Origin of the sequence: Streptomyces sp. NPDC052496 (assembly GCF_040679095.1) — a bacterium.
Classification (GTDB): Bacteria; Actinomycetota; Actinomycetes; order Streptomycetales; family Streptomycetaceae; genus Streptomyces.
Genome location: NZ_JBFAUH010000001.1, coordinates 15311 through 35007 on the forward strand (window position 1 = coordinate 15311; position 19697 = coordinate 35007).

At 70.4% G+C, this 19697-nt stretch carries 26 protein-coding genes; 25 read left to right on the forward strand and 1 reads right to left on the reverse strand.

Annotated elements, in window-relative coordinates; translation table 11 throughout:
- The first annotated feature begins 113 nt into the window (after positions 1-113).
- From AB0L45_RS00125 to AB0L45_RS00140, 4 genes are all read left to right on the forward strand, one after another.
- A complete protein-coding gene (locus tag AB0L45_RS00125) occupies positions 114-497 on the forward strand; it encodes a hypothetical protein (RefSeq protein ID WP_365834436.1) in 384 nt (127 codons plus the stop codon).
- Between the two features lie 147 nt (positions 498-644).
- The gene (locus tag AB0L45_RS00130; RefSeq protein ID WP_365834438.1) at positions 645-1016 is read left to right on the forward strand and encodes a hypothetical protein; all 372 of its coding nucleotides are present in this window, start codon (positions 645-647) and stop codon (positions 1014-1016) included.
- A gap of 147 nt (positions 1017-1163) precedes the next feature.
- Complete coding sequence (locus AB0L45_RS00135) at positions 1164-1565, forward strand: hypothetical protein (protein ID WP_365834440.1); 402 nt, start codon at positions 1164-1166, stop codon at positions 1563-1565.
- A 142-nt stretch (positions 1566-1707) separates the two neighbouring features.
- A complete protein-coding gene (locus AB0L45_RS00140; protein WP_365834442.1) occupies positions 1708-1896 on the forward strand; it encodes a hypothetical protein in 189 nt (62 codons plus the stop codon).
- Between the two features lie 103 nt (positions 1897-1999).
- Here AB0L45_RS00140 and AB0L45_RS00145 read toward each other — a convergent pair whose 3' ends face one another.
- Positions 2000-2242 (reverse strand): hypothetical protein, encoded by a 243-nt coding sequence (locus tag AB0L45_RS00145; RefSeq protein ID WP_365834444.1) that lies wholly within the window; start codon positions 2240-2242, stop codon positions 2000-2002.
- 51 nt (positions 2243-2293) lie between these two features.
- On the opposite strand from AB0L45_RS00145, the gene AB0L45_RS00150 reads away from it, so the two are divergent.
- The 21 genes from AB0L45_RS00150 to AB0L45_RS00250 all read left to right on the forward strand — a co-directional run bounded on the left by AB0L45_RS00150 (position 2294) and on the right by AB0L45_RS00250 (position 19688).
- Positions 2294-2653: a holin gene (locus tag AB0L45_RS00150; RefSeq protein WP_365834446.1), complete on the forward strand. Its 360-nt coding sequence runs from the start codon at positions 2294-2296 to the stop codon at positions 2651-2653.
- On the forward strand, positions 2650-2910 hold the full coding sequence (locus tag AB0L45_RS00155) for a hypothetical protein (protein WP_365834448.1): 261 nt from the start codon (positions 2650-2652) through the stop codon (positions 2908-2910). The genes AB0L45_RS00150 and AB0L45_RS00155 overlap by 4 nt, the downstream gene beginning before the upstream one ends.
- Entirely contained in the window at positions 2907-3110 is a 204-nt protein-coding gene (locus AB0L45_RS00160) for a hypothetical protein (RefSeq protein WP_365834450.1), read from the forward strand. The genes AB0L45_RS00155 and AB0L45_RS00160 overlap by 4 nt, the downstream gene beginning before the upstream one ends.
- Positions 3111-3287: 177 nt before the next feature.
- Positions 3288-3737 (forward strand): hypothetical protein, encoded by a 450-nt coding sequence (locus AB0L45_RS00165; protein ID WP_365834452.1) that lies wholly within the window; start codon positions 3288-3290, stop codon positions 3735-3737.
- The gene (locus AB0L45_RS00170) at positions 3718-5343 is read left to right on the forward strand and encodes a terminase (RefSeq protein ID WP_365834454.1); all 1626 of its coding nucleotides are present in this window, start codon (positions 3718-3720) and stop codon (positions 5341-5343) included. The genes AB0L45_RS00165 and AB0L45_RS00170 overlap by 20 nt, the downstream gene beginning before the upstream one ends.
- A gap of 12 nt (positions 5344-5355) precedes the next feature.
- Positions 5356-6777, forward strand: a complete 1422-nt coding sequence (locus AB0L45_RS00175; protein WP_365834456.1) for a phage portal protein — start codon at positions 5356-5358, stop codon at positions 6775-6777.
- Positions 6777-7811, forward strand: a complete 1035-nt coding sequence (locus AB0L45_RS00180; protein ID WP_365834458.1) for a hypothetical protein — start codon at positions 6777-6779, stop codon at positions 7809-7811. The genes AB0L45_RS00175 and AB0L45_RS00180 overlap by 1 nt, the downstream gene beginning before the upstream one ends.
- Before the next feature lie 73 nt (positions 7812-7884).
- The gene (locus AB0L45_RS00185; protein ID WP_365834460.1) at positions 7885-8562 is read left to right on the forward strand and encodes a hypothetical protein; all 678 of its coding nucleotides are present in this window, start codon (positions 7885-7887) and stop codon (positions 8560-8562) included.
- Entirely contained in the window at positions 8559-8747 is a 189-nt protein-coding gene (locus AB0L45_RS00190; protein ID WP_030024903.1) for a ribosomal-processing cysteine protease Prp, read from the forward strand. The genes AB0L45_RS00185 and AB0L45_RS00190 overlap by 4 nt, the downstream gene beginning before the upstream one ends.
- A 2-nt stretch (positions 8748-8749) precedes the next feature.
- Entirely contained in the window at positions 8750-10048 is a 1299-nt protein-coding gene (locus AB0L45_RS00195; RefSeq protein WP_365835578.1) for a hypothetical protein, read from the forward strand.
- A 45-nt stretch (positions 10049-10093) separates the two neighbouring features.
- On the forward strand, positions 10094-10444 hold the full coding sequence (locus AB0L45_RS00200) for a hypothetical protein (protein ID WP_365834463.1): 351 nt from the start codon (positions 10094-10096) through the stop codon (positions 10442-10444).
- 9 nt (positions 10445-10453) lie between these two features.
- Positions 10454-11077, forward strand: coding sequence for a hypothetical protein (locus AB0L45_RS00205; RefSeq protein ID WP_365834465.1), 624 nt, complete (start codon positions 10454-10456; stop codon positions 11075-11077).
- Positions 11074-11481, forward strand: a complete 408-nt coding sequence (locus AB0L45_RS00210) for a DUF6093 family protein (RefSeq protein ID WP_365834467.1) — start codon at positions 11074-11076, stop codon at positions 11479-11481. The genes AB0L45_RS00205 and AB0L45_RS00210 overlap by 4 nt, the downstream gene beginning before the upstream one ends.
- Positions 11478-11864, forward strand: a complete 387-nt coding sequence (locus AB0L45_RS00215) for a hypothetical protein (protein ID WP_365834469.1) — start codon at positions 11478-11480, stop codon at positions 11862-11864. The genes AB0L45_RS00210 and AB0L45_RS00215 overlap by 4 nt, the downstream gene beginning before the upstream one ends.
- The gene (locus AB0L45_RS00220) at positions 11855-12265 is read left to right on the forward strand and encodes a hypothetical protein (RefSeq protein ID WP_365834471.1); all 411 of its coding nucleotides are present in this window, start codon (positions 11855-11857) and stop codon (positions 12263-12265) included. Before AB0L45_RS00215 ends, AB0L45_RS00220 begins: the two co-directional genes overlap by 10 nt.
- Before the next feature lie 12 nt (positions 12266-12277).
- Entirely contained in the window at positions 12278-12607 is a 330-nt protein-coding gene (locus AB0L45_RS00225; protein ID WP_365834473.1) for a hypothetical protein, read from the forward strand.
- A 61-nt stretch (positions 12608-12668) separates the two neighbouring features.
- On the forward strand, positions 12669-13148 hold the full coding sequence (locus tag AB0L45_RS00230; protein ID WP_365834475.1) for a hypothetical protein: 480 nt from the start codon (positions 12669-12671) through the stop codon (positions 13146-13148).
- Positions 13148-13666: a hypothetical protein gene (locus AB0L45_RS00235; RefSeq protein WP_365834477.1), complete on the forward strand. Its 519-nt coding sequence runs from the start codon at positions 13148-13150 to the stop codon at positions 13664-13666. The genes AB0L45_RS00230 and AB0L45_RS00235 overlap by 1 nt, the downstream gene beginning before the upstream one ends.
- Before the next feature lie 50 nt (positions 13667-13716).
- Complete coding sequence (locus AB0L45_RS00240) at positions 13717-13971, forward strand: hypothetical protein (protein WP_365834479.1); 255 nt, start codon at positions 13717-13719, stop codon at positions 13969-13971.
- Between the two features lie 4 nt (positions 13972-13975).
- Positions 13976-18808 (forward strand): phage tail tape measure protein, encoded by a 4833-nt coding sequence (locus AB0L45_RS00245; protein WP_365834481.1) that lies wholly within the window; start codon positions 13976-13978, stop codon positions 18806-18808.
- A gap of 10 nt (positions 18809-18818) precedes the next feature.
- Positions 18819-19688 carry a hypothetical protein gene (locus AB0L45_RS00250; RefSeq protein WP_365834483.1) on the forward strand — a complete coding sequence of 290 codons (870 nt, stop codon included), beginning with the start codon at positions 18819-18821 and terminating at the stop codon, positions 19686-19688.
- The last annotated feature ends 9 nt before the right edge of the window (positions 19689-19697 follow it).

Consider the following 19697-nt stretch of genomic DNA (forward strand, 5'->3'; position numbering starts at 1 on the left):
GGTTCGCCTTTCCATGCAGCGGGGCGTTGCAATTAGGTGCCTGCTTGTTGTAAAGTGATGCACGCAAGGAAGGGGCCGCAAACCCCAACCACCACCAACAGGAAGGGCAAGCAATGTCCGACTACCAGGACGAGCAGATGGGCGACATCGCCCGAATGCTGGGCCAGTCGTACGCCGCACTGGCGACGGTCTGCCTCAACCTCCCCGTCCCCGTCACCCTGCCGACCGGGGCAGTCAACAGCGAGGACGCCGCCCCCGCCGTCCGCCGGGTCGTGGAGATCGTCAAGGAGATGCCCATGCCGGAGCGGACACAGGCGGACCTGTTCTCCGCGTGCGTCTACTGGCTCGGAGCGCTCGACATCTACTCGATCATGGCGAGCGACTACCACTCGGTGCGCGGCTACTCGGCGGTCGCCAACATTCTCGCAGCCGAGAGCGCCCTGCAGGATCTTGCCGAGTGGCTGCACGACCAACAGCACCCGGGCGAGCAGCAGTAACCACCCAGCGCGCCCGCCCGGCAGTCAGCCGGGCGGGCGCCCCACGGGTGTTGCGAATAGGTGCCTACGTGTTGTAAAGTGGTGCACGCGAGGGAGGGGCCGCAAACCCCGAACTCACCACCAACAACTCCAGAGAGGACGGACCACATGTCCGACGAATACGACGACGAGGTCTACGAGCTCGGCAGCCACCTCATGAAGGCTTACCAGCGCCTCGTGAAGGTCTGCGCACTGCTCCCCGTACCGATCACCCTCCCCGCAGGGCCGGTATACGACAGCCGCCAGATCATCCCGGCGGTCAACCGGATCGTCACCATCATCGATGACCAGCCGGTACCCACGGAGGTTCGATCTGGCATCTGGGGCAGCTCACTCCACTGGCTCTCAGCGGCGAACCTGTACACCCAGTACATCGCCACCGAAGGAGACGAAGTCCTGGCCATGCAGATCAAGCTCAACGCGGCCACAGCAGGTGAAATCCTCCACTACATGGAAGAACTGCTGACGGACGACGAGTAACACCCACCACGCCCCCGGCAGCCAGCCGGGGGCACCCCCATACGCAAAAGACCGGCGAGGGCCGGGCCGAAACCCACAGGCACCCGAAAGTACCCGTCGCAAAACCCTCGCCGGTCACCACCAATCCAGAAAGGACTGGAACCCCCCATGATAGACGCACCCGCCAGCGGCGAAACGATGGAAGAGATCGCCGCCCGCCACGGCCGCTCATACAACACCGTGCGCAACAAATGGTCCCGCCGACCCGACTGGCCCGCCCCCAAAGGCAAGCGAGGCCACCACAACGTCTACGACCCCAAAGAGGTAGACGACTGGGTCCGAGACCACCTCAGCCGCTCCACACCGGGCCTCCAGCCGAACCGGCTCTACACCGGAGCCGAGATCGCCACGGCCGCCGGCATCTCGCCGGCCACCATCCGCGCCGACCGCAACCGTGGCCGCTGGCCCGAGCCAGACGACACCCACGGCGGAGTCAACCGCTGGTACGGCCGCACCGCCACAGCCGCGCTCGCCAAACGACGCGGGTACCGTCGCTCGACCACGGCATGAGCTACCAGAAGCAGCCCGCTGTCAGACCTCAGCCCTACTGTGGGTGCGTCCCTATTCGAGCTGCTGGCACGCTCTCGGACCCGCGTCGCCCCGCCCCGGTGCTTCATCACCGGTGGCGGGGCGATGCCGCATCATGGGCCACATGCGCCCCGTGATCACCGACATATACGCCGCCGCCGCGCACAGCGGCATCAGACCCGGCACCCTCCGCCAGCGCCTCCGACGCGGCACGCTCACCCACCACGGCTATGACCGCCACGGCCGCGCCCTCGTCGACCTCAACGAACTCGTCACCACCCCGACCAACGAGCAGCACACCGACGCTGCTTGACCACCGCCCCGACCTGCTGTAACACTGAGGGCGCGTTCAGCGTGTCCGCATACCGTTGAACACCAGGCCCCAGCCGCAACGGCGGGGCCTTTGCCGTTGCAGCTCACGCCACGCGGAAGATCAACAGAACCATCGGGCGAGCGTGAGCCGCCAGCGCAGCCGCCTCCACCCGATCCAGATGCCATCCCTGGCTCTCCACCTGCTCGATCACGTCCGACAGATCAGGTGCAGCGCCTGCCCGCGCACTCTCCAACTCCACCACCACCGAGTACACGTGGCTGCCTCTCGCCCGCCGATCAGCCGCCTCCGACGCTGCCTGCTCTGCCGCTCGCGCACCGAACCGCATCGCTCCTCCTCCGCCTCGTTGAGGCGATCACCGTACGAGAGGAGGCAGGCCATGCCCAGACGTACGGCCTGGCGGGTGTGCTCCGTCCCCGGCTGCCCCGAGTACACCGACCAGGGCGGACGATGCGAGAGCCACCGGCAAGAAGCCGAGCAGCGGCGCGGCAGCGCACGGCAGCGCGGGTACGGGCGCGAGCACGAGCAGCGGTTCCGGCCCGGTGTCCTCGCCCGCGATCCCGTGTGTGTGCTCTGCGGCCAAGCCCCGAGCGCGCATGCCGACCACCACCCGCTGGCTCGACGCGAGCTGCTCAACCGCGGCCTCGATCCCGACGATCCCCGGCACGGTCGCGGACTGTGCGGCCCCTGCCACAGCAGTCAGACCGCACGGCACCAGCCCGGAGGGTGGAACCGATGAGCCGACACCAGGTCGAGATCAAGAGCGACGGACCATACCACCACCAAGTACTGATCGACGGGGCCAACATCGCCCACGCCCTGTCCGGCCTGACCCTCCACATGCGCAGCTGCATGGTCCCCCGCCTCGAACTCGACGTGCAGCTGGTCGACGTCACCCAGCTCGGATCCGTGGAGGCCGAGGTGGTGCTCGGCGCAGGCGTGACCGACATGCTCACCGCACTCGGATGGACACCACCCGAAGGGCACGAGCCATGAGGATCACCGTGGTCAGCGGCAACCGGCAGGTGGTCATCCACATCAAGGACGAGAGTGCCGACGCCCTGGCGCGCGCCGAGGCGGCAGCCCACCGGCTCATGGCCGCCGGCCCCGGTTCCGAACCGCCGACGCCCTTCGGCTACACGGTCACCTCCGACCACGAGGTGGCCGACCCCGGCGACGGTGACTCACAGTCATGACCCCTGGGGGGTGACCCCATGATCATGATCCACGCCGGACCGCCGGGGAGGTCGCTCGCAGCGTGTACGGGTCTGGCGATCCCCGACGATCATGGTCCCTTGACTCTCAGTAGCTGCCGACGGTCGCAACGACGGTCGGCTTGATGCCGCAACGGCATACGGTAAGAGGTGATCCCTATGGCAGGCACCGGCCCCCTCCCCAAGGACCCGTCCCAGCGGCGCCGGCGCAACGCCGACCCGGTCGCGGGGACCGTGCTCCCGGCGGGCGGACCCGGCGGGCCGACTCCGGAGCTTCCGGGCGGCCACGACACCCGCACCCTGGCCTGGTACGAGACGTGGCGCAGCAGCCCGCAGGCCGCGACTTTCCTCGCTACGGACTGGCAGCGGCTGCACATGCTGGCCCAGTTGGTCGAGCAGTACTGGCAGGAGCCGAAGAAGGAACTGCTCTCCGAAATCCGCCTGAACGAAGCCGCCCTGGGCGGCACGGCGGCGGACCGGGTCCGGCTGCGCTGGACCGTCGCCGAGGAGGAGCCCGCCGACCAGCGGCGGCCGGCCGCCAAGAGCAAGGCGGTGACTTCCCGGCGGGACCGGGTACTGCGGGTGGTCGATGGCCAGGCGGAGAACTGACCCGGCCCCGGACCGGTTCGTCTCCCTGGGCTTCACCGCGATCGAGTGGATCGAGACCTACCTGTGCCACGGTCCCGGTGACATCCAGGGCGAGCCCCTGGTCATCGACGACGAGATGGCCGCGTTCATCGTCCGGGCCTACCGGCTCGACGCCGTCACCGGCCGCCGCCGCGTCAACCGCGCCTTCCTGTCCCGGCCCAAGGGCCGCGCGAAGTCCGAACTGGCCGGCGCCCTGGTGTGCTTCGAAGCGCTGGGCCCCTGCCGCTTCGACGGCTGGGACGCCGAGGGCGAACCGGTCGGCCGGCCGATGGTCTACCCGTTCATCCGGTGCCTGGCGACCGAGGAGAACCAGGCCGGCAACACCTACGACAACGTCACGGTGATGCTCGATCACCTCAGCGAGCACTTCGGCGACGAGTTCCCCGGCCTGGACCTGGGGCGCAGCGCTCAGACCTCCAGCCGCGTCTACATCGAGGGCGGCGGGGAGATCGTCCCGTCGACGTCGTCGGGGGCTGCGAAGGACGGCGGCAAGGAGACGTTCGCTGTCTTCGACGAGACGCACTTGTACGTGCTGCCGGAGACCCGGGCCATGCACAAGACGGTGCGCCGCAACCTGGTCAAGCGGAAGAGCGCCGAGCCGTGGGGGCTGGAGACGTCCACGATGTACGCGGTCGGCGAGAACAGTGTGGCGGAGGCCACCCACGAGTACGCCAAGGCCGTGAAGGCCGGCCGGACGCGGGACGGCGGGCTGCTGTTCGACCACCGCGAGGCGCCGCACGTGGAAGACCTGCACGACGACGCGCAGCTGATGCCCGCGCTGAAGCACGTCTACGGCGATGCGGCCGGCTGGATGGACCTGGAGCGCATCGCCGCGGACATCCGGGAGCCGGACACCGACCCGGCCGACGCGCGCAGGTACTTCCTCAACCAGCCCGGCACCGCCTCCGCGCGCGCCTTCGACAAGGGCCGCTGGGCCGAGCTGGCCCGGCCCGACTTCGTGGCGCCGGACGGGGACGCCATCGCCGTAGGGTTCGACGGGGCCCGCTGGCGGGACGCGACGGCGCTCGTGGCGACACACCTGGAGACCGGGCACCAGTGGCCGCTGGGGCTCTGGGAGGCGCCCCCGAACAAGAGAGAGGCGGAGCAGTGGGAGGCACCGGAGCGTGAGGTGACCGACAAGCTCGCGAACGCCTTCGGCACCTGGCGCGTGGTGCGCGTGTACGCGGACCCGCCCTGGTGGGAGGAGACCATCGCGGCCTGGCAGGGACGGTGGGGCGAGAAGGTCGTCACCGAGTGGTGGACCCACCGCGACCGACCGATGGCCTTCGCGCTGCGCGCCTACAAGACCGCCCAGACGGCAGGCGAGCTGTCGCACGACGGGCACGAAGGGTTCGCCCGGCACATCGCCCAGGCCGTCAAGCGCGACGCCCGCGCCCGGGACGACCAGGGCAGACCGATGTGGACCATCCAGAAGGACCGGCACGACTCCCCCCGGAAGATCGACGCTGCCATGGCGGGCTGCCTGTCCTGGGAGGCCCGGCGGGACGCCATTGCTGCGGGTCTGGCCCGGCCCCGTAAGAAGTCCAAGATGATCGTGATGCGGTAGGGGGTGAGCGGTATGGAGCGCACCGAGCTGCAGTGGCTCACCCACCTGATCCGGTGCCACGACCGGGAACTGCCGGAGCTCAAGAAGCTGAACAGCTACTACGAGGGCAAGCAGCCCCTGTCGTACATGGCGCCGGAGCTGCAGCATGAGCTGGACGACCGGGTGCGCCAGGTCGTCATCAACTGGCCGCGGCTGGTCGTCGACAGCATCGAGGAGCGTCTCGACGTCGAAGGCTTCCGGTTCCCGGGGCAGCCGGCGGCGGATGAGGACCTGTGGCGGATCTGGCAGGCGAACGACATGGACAGCCAGAGCCAGCAGGGCCACCTGGACTCTCTGATCATGAAACGCGCGTACGTGGTGATCGGTTCGCGTGACGGGGACGACGCCACGCCGCTGATCACCGTGGAGTCCGCGCTGGACATGTACGCCGAGCACGATCCGCAGACGCGGCAGGTGCGGGCGGCGGTCAAGCGCTGGGAGGAAGAGGGCGAGGACGGCAAGGTGTGCCACGCCGCCCTGTACCTGCCGGACGCGACCAGCTGGTGGGTGAAGGTCAAGGGCGAGTGGGTCGAGGATGCGCAGCACGAGCGGGACGACCACGGCATCGGTGAAGTCATGGTGGAGGTGCTGGCCAACCGGCCGCGCCTGAAACAGCCCAACGGCGTCAGCGAACTGGCGGACGTGATCCCGCTGTCGGACGCCGCATGCAAGATCGCCACCGACATGATGGTGTCCGCCGAGTACCACGCCACACCGAGAAGGGTGGCCTTCGGCTTCGGCGAGGAGGATTTCCAGGACGAGGCCGGGCGCAAGGTCAGCGCGTTCAGCCGGATCATCGGCCGGATGTGGGCCACCGAGAAGGATCGGAAGAACGACGGCGCCGACGTCGTCCAGTTCCCCGAGGCGTCGCTCACCAACTTCCACGACACTCTCAAGCTGCTGGCCGTGCTGGTGGCCAGCATCTCTGGGATGCCCCCGCACTTCCTGGGACAGGCCACCGACAACCCGGCTTCCGCAGACGGCATCCGGTCGGCGGAGACCCGGCTGATCAAGCGGGCCGAGCGCAAGCAGCGCGCCGGCGGGACGACATGGGAGCGCGTGATGCGGAAGGTGCTGCGCATCCGCGACGGCGTGTGGAACGACGCCGCGCGGTCGATGGAGACCTTGTGGCGGGACGCGGCGACCCCGACCGTCGCTCAGCGCGCGGACGCCGCGGTGAAGCTGTTCACGGCCAAGGTCGTGCCGCTGCGCCAGACCCGCGAGGACATCGGCTACACCCAGGCGCAGATCGAGCGGATGGAGGAGCAGGACCGCCAGGCGGCCGACGATGCCCTGCAGCGGGTGATGGCCGGGGACTTCGCCGCGCTGGAGGCCGGCCCGAAGCCGCCGCAGGTCGGCGAAGCCGAGCCCGAGCATGAGCCAGCGGTCGCTTGATGGCTGCGGACGCACGCTCCCTGAGCGCCGAGGAGTTGGCGGCGGCGTACTACGTCGCGCAGGCCCGGCACGCTCGTCGCACCGCGGACCGCGTACAGGAGCTGTGGGGCGAGCTGGACCGGCGGAATCTGACCGGGTCGTGGCAGTCGCTGGTCGGCCCCGCGGTGGTGCGGGCCGTGGCCGCGGGACAGGTCGCCGCGGCGGCGGGCGCGGATGCGTATGTGGACGCGGTCGCCACAGCTGACGGCGAGCGATCCCAACGAGTGGGGCGGACCGTGGTGGGCGCGTTCGCCGGGCAGGCTGCGGACGGCCGGTCGCTGGAGTCGCTGCTGTACCTGCCGGTGATCAGCAGCAAGCAGGCCCTGGCCGCAGGCGCTCGTGACGTCGAGGCGATGCTCGTCGGGCTCAAGCAGTTGCTGCGGATGGCTGCAAGCGAGGTCGCTGACGCAGGCCGCAGCGCCACCGGCACCTCGATGGTCGGGCAGCGGCTGATCAACGGGTACGTGCGTGTGGTGAACCCGCCCGCGTGCGCGCGCTGCATCATTCTGGGGGGCAAGGAGTTCGGTTGGAACAAGGGCTTCCAACGGCATCCGCGGTGTGACTGCGTGCACCTGCCGACGAAGTTGGTGGCCCGCGGTCGGCACCGCCCGGGAGTCTTCGACGCGCGGGCGTACTTCAACTCGCTGTCTCGGGCGGAGCAGAACCGAATTTTCACTGCGGCGGGTGCGACGGCGATCCGGGACGGCGCGAGCATCAGCAGCGTCGTCAATGCCCGCCGCGGCATGACCACGATCGCGGGGCAGGCGGGGCGCCGGCCGCGGGCGACGTATGCGGGCACCACCCGGCGTTCCTTGTACTTCCAGATGGAGCGGGCCCGCGCCTACCGCGCTGGCACCGCTGACCCTCGGTACCCGCGGCGCTTTCGCCTCCAGGGGCCGCGGCTCCTGCCAGAACAGATCTACCGGGTGGCTCGCTCGCGCGACGGGGCGATCGATCTGCTGCGGCGCTACGGCTACATGGGCTGGAGCGTCTGACCTGCGGGCCCAGGGCTCGCCCTTGACCTGGTCGTGCGCAAGGTACGGCCACAATCCCGCAACGGGAGAACACATGAAGCACACCCGTACCGGCTGGTTCCGGCTGGACAGGCACGACGACCCCGAGCCGAAGGTCGACATCGGCCCGGAGACGCCCGCACCGGACGAGCCGGACCCGCAGACGCCCGACGAGGGTGACGCGCCGGACCTGGACGGCGCCGACCAGCTCGGCGACGCCGGGAAGAAGGCCCTGGCCCGGATGAAGGCGGAAAAGGCCGCGGCGAAGAAGGAAGCGGCCGATGCCAAGAAGGCCGCGGCCGCCGCACAGCGCAAGGTGCAGGAGTTCGAGGACCGGGACAAGTCCGAGCTGGAGAAGGCCAACACGAAGGCCGAGCAGCTGGCGGAGCTGGCGGCCAAGGCCACCAGGCGGGCCGTGCTCGCCGAGGTGAAGGCCGCGGCATCCGACTTCGCCGACCCGGAGGACGCCGCGGTGTACTTGGACCCGGCCGCGTACACCGACGACGACGGCGATATCGACACCGCCGCCATCGCCGCGGACCTCGAAGCGCTGCTGGAACGCAAGCCGCACCTGCGACGCCCGGCCGCCGAGCCTGAGAAGAAGACGCCGAAACCCGACCCGGCTCAGGGCTCGCGCCAGGCCGCGCCGGCCACCGACTTCCGCACCGCCGACCGGGCCGAGCTCGAAGCTGAACTGGCCAAGAGCGTGCCGGGCTTCCGTCTGCGCACGTGATCCGTGTCCGCGCCCGCCTGGGCGACGGCCGCACTGTGATCGAGGTGGACGGTCACGAGGAGCACGCGGAGAACGGCCGGGTCTGCGCCGCCGTGTCGGCCATCACCCACACCGCGCTGCTGGGCCTGGAACAGATCGCCCGGCAGCACCCGGACCTCGTGTCCGTCGACATCACACAGGAGTGACCATGACCCAGACCGCTGTGCGGCCGTGGTTCCGGCTGGACCGGCACGACGTCCGCGGCACGATCCCGGCCGCCATCCGCGCCATGATGCAAAACGGTTTGCTCGACAGGGTGTTCCAGGAGGCGCTCAAGCCCGAGTTCATCTTCCCGGCCATCGCCGACAACGAGCCCTGGCAGGGCGGCCTCGGTGACACGAAGATCATGACGCGCAAGGGGCTGCTGACGCCGTCCACGACGCCGATCACCGGCAACGACACCTCGCCTGCGACGTACGGCATCGAGCAGTGGTCGGTGACGATGGACCAGTACGGTCTCGCCGTCGACACCAACATGCTCACGTCGAAGATGGCGCTGGCCAGCAAGTTCCTCGCCGACGTGCAGACGTTGGGCATCAACGCGGGGCAGAGCTTGAACCAGATCGCCCGCAACAAGCTGTACACGGCCTATTCGGGTGGCCGGACCTGGGTGACCACCGCCGGGTCCTCCGACACCTCCATGGTCGTCAACAGCGTGTCCGGGTTCACGCACGTCATGGTGAACGGCGTGCTCACCGCCGTATCGGCCGCCGCTCCGCTGGCGGTCACCATCGAGGGCACGCCCAACACCGTGACCGGCGTAAACACGGCGACGAACACGCTGACGCTCGGTACCGCGCGGGCCGACACCGCGGGCGACTACGTCGTGGCGGCGAACGCGCCGACCACGATCCGCCCGACCGGCGACACCGCCTACGACCTCACCACCTCGAACATCGCCAGCTTCGCGATGTTCCGGGCCGCCGTGACGCGTCTGCGGAAGATGAATGTGCCCACGGTCAACGGGTACTACATCGCGCACATTGACCCGGACACCGAGGCCCAGCTGTTCTCGGATCCCGACTTCAAGCAGGCGTTGCAGGGCCGCGTCGACAGCCCTGTCTACACCGACCTGTCGATCGGGCGATTCGGCGGCATCGACTGGGTCCGCAACAACGAATGCCCCACCATCGCCGGCGGTTCGACCGGGACGGTGCCCGTCCACCGGCCGATCGTTGTCGGCGCTGGCGCGCTGATCTCAGCGCCGTTCGACGGGATGGCCGACCTGCTCGGCGAGAGCAGCGTGGGGGACGTGCCGGACATCGCCATGGTCGATGTCGCACCGACCATGCAGGTGGCCCGGATCGTGCGTCCGCCGCAGGACCGTCTGCAGCAGATCATCTCCACGTCGTGGAGCTGGGTGGGCGACTTCGGTGTCCCGTCCGACGCGCTGGCCAACAGCGACCCCGCCCTGTACAAGCGCGCGGTCGTGCTGGAGCACGCCTGACGAGCCGGCCGGGCCCGCGCGGTCCGGCCGCAGGACGGAGGACTCATGCGCGTACGCGCACGTACGGCCCTGCGGCCGTACTACAACTACCGGCTCATCGACATTCCTGCGGGCACCGAGGTATCGGGCGGCCTGGCCGTGCACCTGCTGGAAACCAGGTCGGACGTCGAACCCGCCGACGAAGCCGCCGCCCTCTGGGGGAAGCCGGGCGCCGATGACCAGCCGGAGGAACCGGGCGGCGGATCGGAGCCGGAGGCGGACGGCACGGCCGACGACATCCTGACGTGGGTGGGCGACGACCCGGATCGGGCGGATACAGCGATCGCACAGGAGACGGCACGGGACAAGCCGCGGTCGACTCTCCTGAAGAAACTCCAGAAGATCGCGGAGCAGTAAGGGGGCATCATGGCGTTGCCGCCCCTGGCCACGGAGGCCGACCTCGCCGCAGCCGGTGCCACCGCCACCGGCCCGGCGGCGGCACTCGCTCTGCGGCGAGCATCCGCGCGAGTCCGCCGTTACACCCGCCAAACGATCACCTTGGTCGAGAACGAGACCGTGGTGCTCAAGGGCGGTGGGCGCATCCTGGCCCTGCCGGAGCGGCCCCTGCTCGTGGACGCTCAGCACCCGCTGGTGGTCACAGAGCTGTCGGGCATGACGGGCATCGAGCTGGTGTGCGTCGAGGGCCGCGACTTCACGCGGCTCGGTGCCGAGCTGACCCGAGGCGAGCCCTGGTACCAGCCGACTCGGCTGATGGGCTGGCCGTGGAACCGGCCGACCGGCGTCTGGGCACCGCAGGTGCGGGCCGTCTACTCCCACGGGTACGCGGAGATCCCGGACGACATCGTCGATGTGGTGCTGGACCTGGCCGTGCTCAGCCTCTCCAACCCGGAAAATTTGCGCAGCGAGGCCATCGACGATTACCAGCGCACGTTCGCGTCCGAGACGATCGGCGGGGCGACGCTCTCCCAGGAGCACAAGGACGCCCTGCGCCCGTACCGCCGCGCGGCGTTCACGGTGGCACCGTCGTGAGCGCACTGGAGGCGCTGCTGGCCGCGGGCCGTGCGGCGGCCGCGAGACTGGCACGTGAGACGGTAGCGCTCTACCGGCCCGGCGCCGGGGACTTCGACTGGTCGACGGGCGCGACTACGCCGGCCCCCTCGACGGCGCTCTACAGCGGCCCGGCACGGGTCAAGCCGTTGACCGCGGAGGGCCGCGAGGTCGACGCGGGCGAGCAGCCGCTGACGCTGAGCCGCTTCACCGTGTCGCTGCCGTGGGCGGCCCCGGTGCCGTCCGTGCGGCCCCGGCCGGGCGATGTGGTCGATGTCCTGGCGTCGCCGGATGCGCGGATGGTGGGCCTGCGGCTGTGGGTGACAGGCGCCGAGTACAGCTCTACGGCCACGGCGTGGCGGATCAGCGCGGAGGACAGATCATGACGGCAGACGTACGCGAGCTGCAGCGCACCGCGGTGGCGCTGCGGATGGCGCCGGCGCGGGCGGAGCAGCAGATGACGAGCATCGTCACCCGCGGCGCCCTGAACATCAAGACCACGTGGGCGGCGAACGCCGCGGCATCGTCCGGGCGGCACGCGCGGCACTACCCGCGCAGCATCTCCTACGACGTGCTGCCGATTCCGGGCGGCGCGACCGCGGAGATCGGCCCGGACAAGGCCCGCAAGCAGGGTGCGCTGGGCAACCTGCTCGAATTCGGGTCCGTGCACAACCGGCCGCACAACGACGGCGGGAGGGCGTTGCTGGCCGAGGCGCCGCGGTTCACCGCGCACGTGGTGGCTCTTACGCTCCGGGCGCCGTGGCAGTGACCACGGTTCCGGACATCGGCCCGCACATCGAGGCGGTGCGGGCGGCGCTGGTGGGCGCGGGGCTGGCGGTGGGGCTGGGCGGAGCCCCATCGCCAGTGCCCGCCAACAGCCGGTACGCGGTCCTGTACCCGGACCCTGGCACGGTCGGGTGCGAGTCGCTGGCCGACCGCCGCACCGACCTCGTCGTCCTCTTCCAGCTCACGTGCGTGGCACCGACCGCCGTCCAGTGCCTGTGGGTGGCGCAGCAGGGCCGCCGCGCCCTGCACGCGCCGCTCGCGGTGCCCGGTCGCAGTACCTGGCGGCCGGAGGAACTGGGCGGCCCGCCGGTCGACCGCGACGACGACGTATCCCCGCCCCTGTACTTCCTGCCGGTGCAGTACCGGCTGAAATCCACTGCCTGACCGGGAGGGTCCATGGCCACGCTCACTGTCCAGCCGCTGCTGGCGGCCGGCACCACGTCCACTCTGTCCAACGCCGCGTCCGGCGGCGACAAGGTCAAGCCGGGCGGCGACCGGGTCTTCGTGGAGGTCGCCAACGGCGGCGCCTCGTCGGTCACCGTGACCATCGCCTCGTACGCCTCGGTACGCGGCCAGCAGGCCGCCGACCGCACGGTCACCGTCCCCGCCTCGGCAACGAAGAAGATCCCCATCTACGAGGACCTGAACACCAACCCGGCCGATGGCCTGGCATCCATCAGCTACTCGTCCACGACATCCGTGACCGTCGGAGCCTTCCGCAGCTGACACCGCCCCGCTCCGCCGCCCCGCCCGACGGGGCTTTCTTTATGCCCCGAGGAGGCACCTCATGTCCGATCTGATCTCCGATGGCAAGACGAAGGTGATCTGGCTGGCGTCGATCAGCTCCCAGAGCGCACCGCCGGCCCCCGAGCTGAACGCCGCGCCCGACATCACGGGGCGCATCACCCCGGACGGTCTGAAGATCGACCCCGACACGGCATCGGTGGACACCAACTCGCTGGCCAGCCGCTTCGACACGGCCGAGCCGGGCCGCGTGAAATACGACATCGAGGTGACATGCAAGCGGGGCACCACTCCGCAGGAGGACCTGCCCTGGCGCACCTTGACCTACGGCACCCACGGGTACCTGGGAGTCCGCCGCGGTATCGACTACGAGATCGCGTTCGCCCCGGGACAGGAGATCGAGGTCTACCCGGTCGCCTGCGGTGAACCGGCCTCCGCGCCGCCCGCCGCGAACGAGGTCAGCAAGTTCACCTCGAAGATGATGCTCACCAACGCCCCGCAGACCCGCGCGGTGGTGGCCTGATGCCGGACATCACCGAGATCCTCAAGCGGGCCAAGCCGCGTGAGAAGACCGTGCCGCTGTACCTGGCCGGTGACGAGGCGGCCGAGGTGGAGCGGCTGGAGGCGGAGCTGGCCGGGCTGTCGGACACCTGGCAGCCGGACAGCCTGGGGGCCAAACATCCGGGTGAGAAGCTGGCCAAGCAGATCGCCGCTGCCCGCGAGCGGCTGAAGAAGTCCAAGGTCGACTTCCGGCTGCGGGCGCTCGGCCGGCTCGCCTACTCCGACCTCGTGGCCGCGCACCCGTCGAAGGACAAGAACCAGCTGTGGGATCCGGCCACTTTCCCGCAGGCCCTTCTCGCGGAGTGCTGCATCGAGCCCGTGATGTCCGCTGAGCAGGTCGCCGAGCTGTTCGAGGTCCTCAACGAGGGCCAGCGGACTGAGCTGTGCCAGGCGGCGTACGACGTGAACGCGGAGGCGACGAGCGTCCCTTTCTCTGTCAGCGCCTCCTCGATCCTGGCCTCCCTCACCGACGGGAAGTAGAGACCGCGCGGGCCTGGGGCGTCCCACGCTCGATCTTCATGGGGCGCCCCATGCCGCAGCCCGGGGAGCCGCTGTGGACGGAGGAGGACCGGGCCTGGGCTCTGGCCCTGGCCCAGGTGGAGGCCGACACCTGCCCGGACTGCGGCCAGCCGTGGTCCGAGGTCTCCACGATCGAAGCCGAATTCGCGTACGACGCAGAGCTGCTGCGCTGCCACGCATGCGCCACCGGTGCCCGAGCGGCGCACCGGTACCAGGAGTCGGGGGGTGATCCCCGCGGCCTTCACGTCTCGATCCTGAAGAGGTGACGCCGTGGCCGACCGTACCGTCCGGGTTGTCCTGACCGGCACCGTCACGCCGTACCAGGCCGCGATGCGGCAGGCCGCCCGCGTCACCCAGCAGACGGCCGGGCAGATCGCGGCGAGCACCCGCGCCGGCACCCAGCGGGCGCAGGCGTCGCTGACGTCGATGGCCCGAGCCGCCCAGGTGCAGTCCGGCCGGGCCAGCGCCGCGGTCAACGGCATGGCCCAGCGCGCCTCCGCGTCGATGTCCCGCATGGGGGCGCGGGGTGCGGCGGCGTTCTCGCCGATCAGTGCGGCCTCCAGCCGGGCAGCGGCGCAGGTCTCGGCCCGGTGGCAGGCGGCCACGCAGGCGGTGCAGTCCCGCATCGCCCGCACGGCGGCCGCCGCCCGCACGGGCGGGGCGCTGATGGGCGCGGGCCTGGCGTCCGGTGCCGACCGGGTCGCGCTGCGCTGGAACGCGGTGCTCAGCGCGACGCAGGCTCGGTTCCCGCGGCTGGCGGCCCTGGCCACGGCCGCGGGGTCGCGCGCGGCGGCGGGCCTGTCGGCCGGGGCGGGCGCGGTCGCGTCGCGGTGGTCCGCCGCGTCGTCGGCGGTGGCCGCGCGCTGGCAGGCCGCGATGGCGGCGGTCGGCCGGGGCGCCGCGGGCGTCCAGGGCGCGGCTGGAGCCGGTGCGGCGGCGGTGTCGGCGCGCTGGTCGGCGGCTGCCGGGGCCGTGGCGGCGCGGTGGCGGGCGACGTCGGCGGCGGTCACCGGGTCGATGGCGGCCGCGCGTACGGCTGCCGGGACCGCGGCGGGCTGGGTGGCGGCCCGCTGGTCGGCGGCTGCCGCGGCGACCGGCCGGGCGCTCGGGTCCATGCACCTGGCGGCCGTCGCGGCGGGCGCCGGCATCATGGGCGTCGCCACCAACGGCACCCGCGCGCTGAAGGCGGTCCGCCTCGCGAGCCTTGGGCTGGTGGGCGCCTTCGTCGCCGCCGCGCTGGCCGCCGCGAACTTCGAGAAGGGCATGTCCGAGGTCCGGGCCGTCACGGACGGCTCAGCGGCCGAGATGCGGCAGCTCTCCCAGGCCGCGCTGGACGCGGGCAACGCCACCAAGTACTCCGCCTCCGAGGCGGCGAACGCTGAGGCGGAGCTGGCGCGCGCGGGCGTGTCGACGGCCGACATCATCGGCGGCGCTCTGAAGGGCTCGCTGGACCTGGCCGCGTCCGGGCAGCTGGAGCTGGGCGAGAGCGCGATCATCAGCGCCCAGGCGATGAACGCCTTCGGGCTGAAGGGCGCGGACGTCGCGCACATTGCCGACGTCATCTCGGCCGGCGCGGGCAAGAGCGCCACGAACGTGCACGACATGGGCATGGCCTTCCGGCAGTCCGCCCTGCTCGCCAACCAGACCGGCTTGTCGCTGGAAGACACGGTCGGCACGCTGGCGATGTTCGCCCAGAACGCGTTGACCGGCTCGGACGCAGGCACGTCGCTGAAGGTCATGCTGCAGCGGCTCACCCCGCAGTCCAACGAGGCCCAGGCCGCGATGGACGCGGTGGGCTTCTCGGCGTACGACTCGCAGGGCGATTTTGTGGGCCTGAGCGAGATGGCGCAGAGGTTGCACGACAGCTTCGGGAGCCTGACTCCTGAGGCGAGGAATGCGGCCTTCGCGACGATCTTCGGCTCGGACGCGGTACGTGCGGCCACGATCCTCTACCAGGCTGGCGCGATCGGCGTCGACACCTGGCGGAAGGCGGTCTCAGACTCCGGCTACGCGACCCGGGTCGCCGCGACGATGACCGACAACCTCGCCGGAGACTACGAGAGGTTGACGAGCGCCCTGACGACCGGGCTGATCTCCTCTGGCTCGGCCGCGAACGGGATGCTTCGGGGAATGACGCAGGCGCTGACCAGCGCCGTGAACTGGTACAACCAGTTGTCGCCGTCCGCTCAGCGCAGCGTGACGGCCGTCGTCGGCATCGTGGGTGCGGTCGGTCTGGCCGGGTCGGCGTTGCTGCTGATGCTGCCGCGCATCATGGCCGTACGCCGGGAACTGGTGGCGATGGGGCTGACGGCGGCTCGGGCGCGGGCCGCGATGATGATGCTCGGCAAGGTCGGCCTGGTCGTCGGTGCTCTCGCCGCGGTGAAGGTCGGCGTTGACTCGCTCGGCCGGAAGCTGCTGGACGCCCCGCCCAACGTCACCAGGCTGACGAACTCGCTGGTTGACCTCGCGGTGCGGGGGAAGGCCGCCGGCGAGGTGGCCGACGCGTTCGGTAAGAACCTGGACGGGTTCGGGGACGCGGTGAAGCGGATCACCGACCCCGAAGGGCTGACCGCTTTCACGGATGCCCTGGGCAAGGTGCCGTTGATCGGCGGCGAGGCTGGTGGCCTGACGGAGGCCAAGGACAAGGTCAACGCCTTGGACGAGGCCCTGTCTCAGATGGTGCAGTCCGGCAGCGCGGACGTGGCGCAGCGAGCCTTCTCACGGCTGGCTGCAGAGGCCGAGAAGCAAGGCGTCTCCGTGAACGCGGTCAAGGGCCTGCTGCCGCAGTACACGGACGCGCTGGCGGGCGCGGACACGCAGGCCAAGCTGTCGGCCCAGGGGCAGAAGAGTTTGGGCGACCAGGCCGCGATGACGAAGGAGCAATTCGAGGACCAGCGGACCGAAGCTGAGAAGCTGACCGATGCGCTGAACGCCCTGAACGGGGTCAACATCGGTGCGGCGCAGGACGAGATCGCGTTCCAGGCGTCGCTGCACTCGCTGACGGAAGCGGTCAAGGACAACGGCCACTCGTTGGACGTGACCAGCGAGAAGGGGCGCGCGGTCAAGTCGGCATTCTTGGACGCGGCCAAAGCGGCGATGACGCATGCCCAGAGCGTTGCCGAGCAGAAGGGCTCGGTGGCCGCGGGCAACGCGGTGCTCGAACAGAACATCGCCGCGTTGAAGCGCACGATGCGGGCGGCCGGGTTCACCGAGCCGCAGATCCGGCAGCTCACGGCGGCGTACGCGCAGCTGCCGTCGTCGAAGACGACCGACGTCAAGGCGAACACGACGAAGGCGATCCAGGACCTGCAGCAGGTCCAGAACAAGGTCCGCAACACCAAGGGCAAAGAGATCCCGATGCGCGCGCTGACCGGCGCGGCCGAGGCGGCCCTCAAGCGGCTCGGGTTCAAGGTCACGCACATGAAGGACGGGTCGGTGCGTGTATCGGTCCCGCCCGGTCCTCCGTCCGTGCAGGTCGCCCGCATTCAGAGCGTGATCAACGGTCTGCAGGGCCGCACTGTCACCGTCAGCATCTTCAAGACCACGTACGTCGATGAGGTCAAGCGGAACACCTACGGGCCGTACGCGGACGGCTACCGGTACGGGCGCGCCCGCGGCGGCCCGGTGCCCGGCTACGCGGGCGGCGGCGACGTCCAGGCGTTCCCGCAGGGCGGATACGTGCGAGGTCCCGGCACCAGCACGAGCGACAGCATCCTCGGCCTGTTCGCTGCCGGACCCGCCATGGTCTCGGACACGGAGTACGTCGTCAGGGCGTCCGCGGTACGGCGGTACGGGCTGCCGCTGCTCGACGCGATCAACGCTGAGCGGCTGCCCAAGTTCGCGCAGGGCGGCGTACCCGGCTTCGCGGGTGGCGGGTTCACGTACCAGCCGACCGGCGGCGTGGTCATGACCGGTGAGGGCGGCGACCCGAAGGCCCGCTACGACACCCTGATGGGCAAGCTGAAGGAGGCGTACAGCGAGTATCAGACGGCCGTCGCCGAGCTGAACAAGATCAAGAAGGGGAAGCACACCAAGGCCCAGCTGAAGGCCGCGCAGAACAAGGCCAACAAGGAACTGGCCGACGTCAAGGCGCTCGACAAGCAGCTGGGCCTGCCGTCCGGCGCGAAGCCGCCGTCGGGCTTCAGCCTGGCCGCGTACCGCAAGCAGCTCGATCAGTCGCTGGCGGCCACGAACTGGTGGAAGCGCAACTTGGACGTCATCTCCAAGCGCGGCGGGCAGGACATCCGGGAACTGCTGGAGGGCATGGGCTCGGAGGGCTACGCCCTGGTGGAGCAGCTGGCGAAGGCGTCCGACAAGCAGTTCAAGGACATCGTCGGCAAGCTGCAGAAGGTCGGCGGCGTTGCCAAGGCGACCCTGGCCGATTTCACCAAGCAGCTCGACTCCAGCACCTCGAAGAGCCAGCAGTTCGCCAGTGACCTGCAGACCCTCGCTGCGCGCGGGTTCGGTGATCTGGCGGCGCAACTGGCGGCGCAGGGCGATGCCACGGCGATGGATCTGGCCCACCAGGCCGTCACCGGCAAGGCCAGCGACGTGGCCGCGGCGAACAAGGCCGTCGGCAAGAACGGCAAGGTGCTCACCGGCGAGGAGTTGTCCGCGTCGCTGACCGTGTTGGCCGCGCTGCGCTCGAAAGCGGGCGCGGGCATCGCCGACGTCATCGGCGCTGGCGTGGATTTCAGCACGCTGAAGACCCTGATCCCGAAAATGCTGAGCCAGATCAACAAGTTGCCCGACGCGTACAAGAAGGTGTTTCTGGCGCAGTGGGCGGGGCAGGGCGGGGTCACCGCGATGGCGCGCGGCGGCATCCTCACCCGGCCGACCGCCGTCCTCGCCGCCGAGGCCGGCGCGGTCGAGTCGTGGATTCCGGTCGACGGCTCGGCCCGGTCGCAGGGCCTGCTTTCGCGGACGGCTGGGCTCATGGGCTACCAACTGGTGCCCGCCGGCCGGTACGGGGCCGCCCGCTCCGAGCCGTCCACGGTGGTACGCGAGATTGCCCGGCACACCACGGTCAACCTGCACGGCGCCAAACAATCCAGCGCGGCCCAGGCCGCCGACATCGCGCGCCATCTGACGTTCGTGGGATAGGAGGTGCGCGGTGCCGTACGCCGCAGGTGACAGCCTCGGCGGGCTGCGGGCCGATCTCGGCCCGCTTCCGCTCGGGGCCGTGGACGGGTCCGGGATCGCCTGGTCCCTGGGGAAACTTGACGGGTGGGGGTCCGCGTCGGTGCGGGCGGAGTACCAGCCGCGCGAGGGTGACCACGGCGCGTGGGCATCGCCGGTCTACCTCGGGGAGCGGCCGATCACGCTGGCCGGCACCATCACCGCGCCGGACCTGGCCGCGCTGGACGACGCGATGGAGCGGCTGCGGTCCGCGGCTGCGCTGACTGACACCCCGCTGGTCGTGCACGAGAGCACCCCGAAGCAGGCCACGGTGCGGCGCGCGGGTGAGCCGCTGCTGGAGTACGTGACGGACCGGATCGCGTCGTACTCGGTGCTGGTCACGGCGGCCGACCCGCGGCGGTACGCCACGGTCCTGCAGCAGGGCAGTACCGGTCTGCCGGTCACCACCGGCGGGCTCACGCCGCCGTACGCCGTGCCGTACACGCTGGCGGCGACGACCGTGGCCGGACAGGTCGACGCCTACAACGAGGGCTCGTTCGACACCCGCCCGACAATGACGATCAGCGGCCCGGTGTCCCAGCCGGCCGTGTTCGGGCAGATGCCGGACGGCTCGGTGCGGATGCTGCGGTACGGCCTAGACCTCGCCGACGGCGACCATCTGGTCATCGACACCGACGCCCACACCGCAATCCTCAACGGCAACGTGTCCCGACGCCGTTACCTGACCACGCCGCAGGGCTGGCCCACCATCCCCGCCAGCGGGGCCGTCTCGTACCAGTTCCGGGCCGCCGCCTACTCGGCCACCGCACTGCTGACCGTCCGCTGGCGCTCGGCCTGGATGTAAGGAGGCCCC

What these genes read in the sequence shown, in the direction of transcription:
- AB0L45_RS00230 (WP_365834475.1), top strand. Translation starts at nt 12,669, where the DNA reads ATGTCCGATCTGATCTCCGATGGCAAGACGAAGGTGATCTGGCTGGCG.
- AB0L45_RS00160 (WP_365834450.1), top strand. Translation starts at nt 2,907, where the DNA reads ATGAGGATCACCGTGGTCAGCGGCAACCGGCAGGTGGTCATCCACATC.
- AB0L45_RS00135 (WP_365834440.1), top strand. Translation starts at nt 1,164, where the DNA reads ATGATAGACGCACCCGCCAGCGGCGAAACGATGGAAGAGATCGCCGCC.
- AB0L45_RS00185 (WP_365834460.1), top strand. Translation starts at nt 7,885, where the DNA reads ATGAAGCACACCCGTACCGGCTGGTTCCGGCTGGACAGGCACGACGAC.
- AB0L45_RS00145 (WP_365834444.1), bottom strand. Translation starts at nt 2,242, where the DNA reads ATGCGGTTCGGTGCGCGAGCGGCAGAGCAGGCAGCGTCGGAGGCGGCT.
- AB0L45_RS00235 (WP_365834477.1), top strand. Translation starts at nt 13,148, where the DNA reads ATGCCGGACATCACCGAGATCCTCAAGCGGGCCAAGCCGCGTGAGAAG.
- AB0L45_RS00200 (WP_365834463.1), top strand. Translation starts at nt 10,094, where the DNA reads ATGCGCGTACGCGCACGTACGGCCCTGCGGCCGTACTACAACTACCGG.
- AB0L45_RS00170 (WP_365834454.1), top strand. Translation starts at nt 3,718, where the DNA reads ATGGCCAGGCGGAGAACTGACCCGGCCCCGGACCGGTTCGTCTCCCTG.
- AB0L45_RS00150 (WP_365834446.1), top strand. Translation starts at nt 2,294, where the DNA reads ATGCCCAGACGTACGGCCTGGCGGGTGTGCTCCGTCCCCGGCTGCCCC.
- AB0L45_RS00165 (WP_365834452.1), top strand. Translation starts at nt 3,288, where the DNA reads ATGGCAGGCACCGGCCCCCTCCCCAAGGACCCGTCCCAGCGGCGCCGG.
- AB0L45_RS00175 (WP_365834456.1), top strand. Translation starts at nt 5,356, where the DNA reads ATGGAGCGCACCGAGCTGCAGTGGCTCACCCACCTGATCCGGTGCCAC.
- AB0L45_RS00130 (WP_365834438.1), top strand. Translation starts at nt 645, where the DNA reads ATGTCCGACGAATACGACGACGAGGTCTACGAGCTCGGCAGCCACCTC.
- AB0L45_RS00180 (WP_365834458.1), top strand. Translation starts at nt 6,777, where the DNA reads ATGGCTGCGGACGCACGCTCCCTGAGCGCCGAGGAGTTGGCGGCGGCG.
- AB0L45_RS00240 (WP_365834479.1), top strand. Translation starts at nt 13,717, where the DNA reads ATGCCGCAGCCCGGGGAGCCGCTGTGGACGGAGGAGGACCGGGCCTGG.
- AB0L45_RS00215 (WP_365834469.1), top strand. Translation starts at nt 11,478, where the DNA reads ATGACGGCAGACGTACGCGAGCTGCAGCGCACCGCGGTGGCGCTGCGG.
- AB0L45_RS00205 (WP_365834465.1), top strand. Translation starts at nt 10,454, where the DNA reads ATGGCGTTGCCGCCCCTGGCCACGGAGGCCGACCTCGCCGCAGCCGGT.
- AB0L45_RS00195 (WP_365835578.1), top strand. Translation starts at nt 8,750, where the DNA reads ATGACCCAGACCGCTGTGCGGCCGTGGTTCCGGCTGGACCGGCACGAC.
- AB0L45_RS00140 (WP_365834442.1), top strand. Translation starts at nt 1,708, where the DNA reads ATGCGCCCCGTGATCACCGACATATACGCCGCCGCCGCGCACAGCGGC.
- AB0L45_RS00155 (WP_365834448.1), top strand. Translation starts at nt 2,650, where the DNA reads ATGAGCCGACACCAGGTCGAGATCAAGAGCGACGGACCATACCACCAC.
- AB0L45_RS00225 (WP_365834473.1), top strand. Translation starts at nt 12,278, where the DNA reads ATGGCCACGCTCACTGTCCAGCCGCTGCTGGCGGCCGGCACCACGTCC.
- AB0L45_RS00125 (WP_365834436.1), top strand. Translation starts at nt 114, where the DNA reads ATGTCCGACTACCAGGACGAGCAGATGGGCGACATCGCCCGAATGCTG.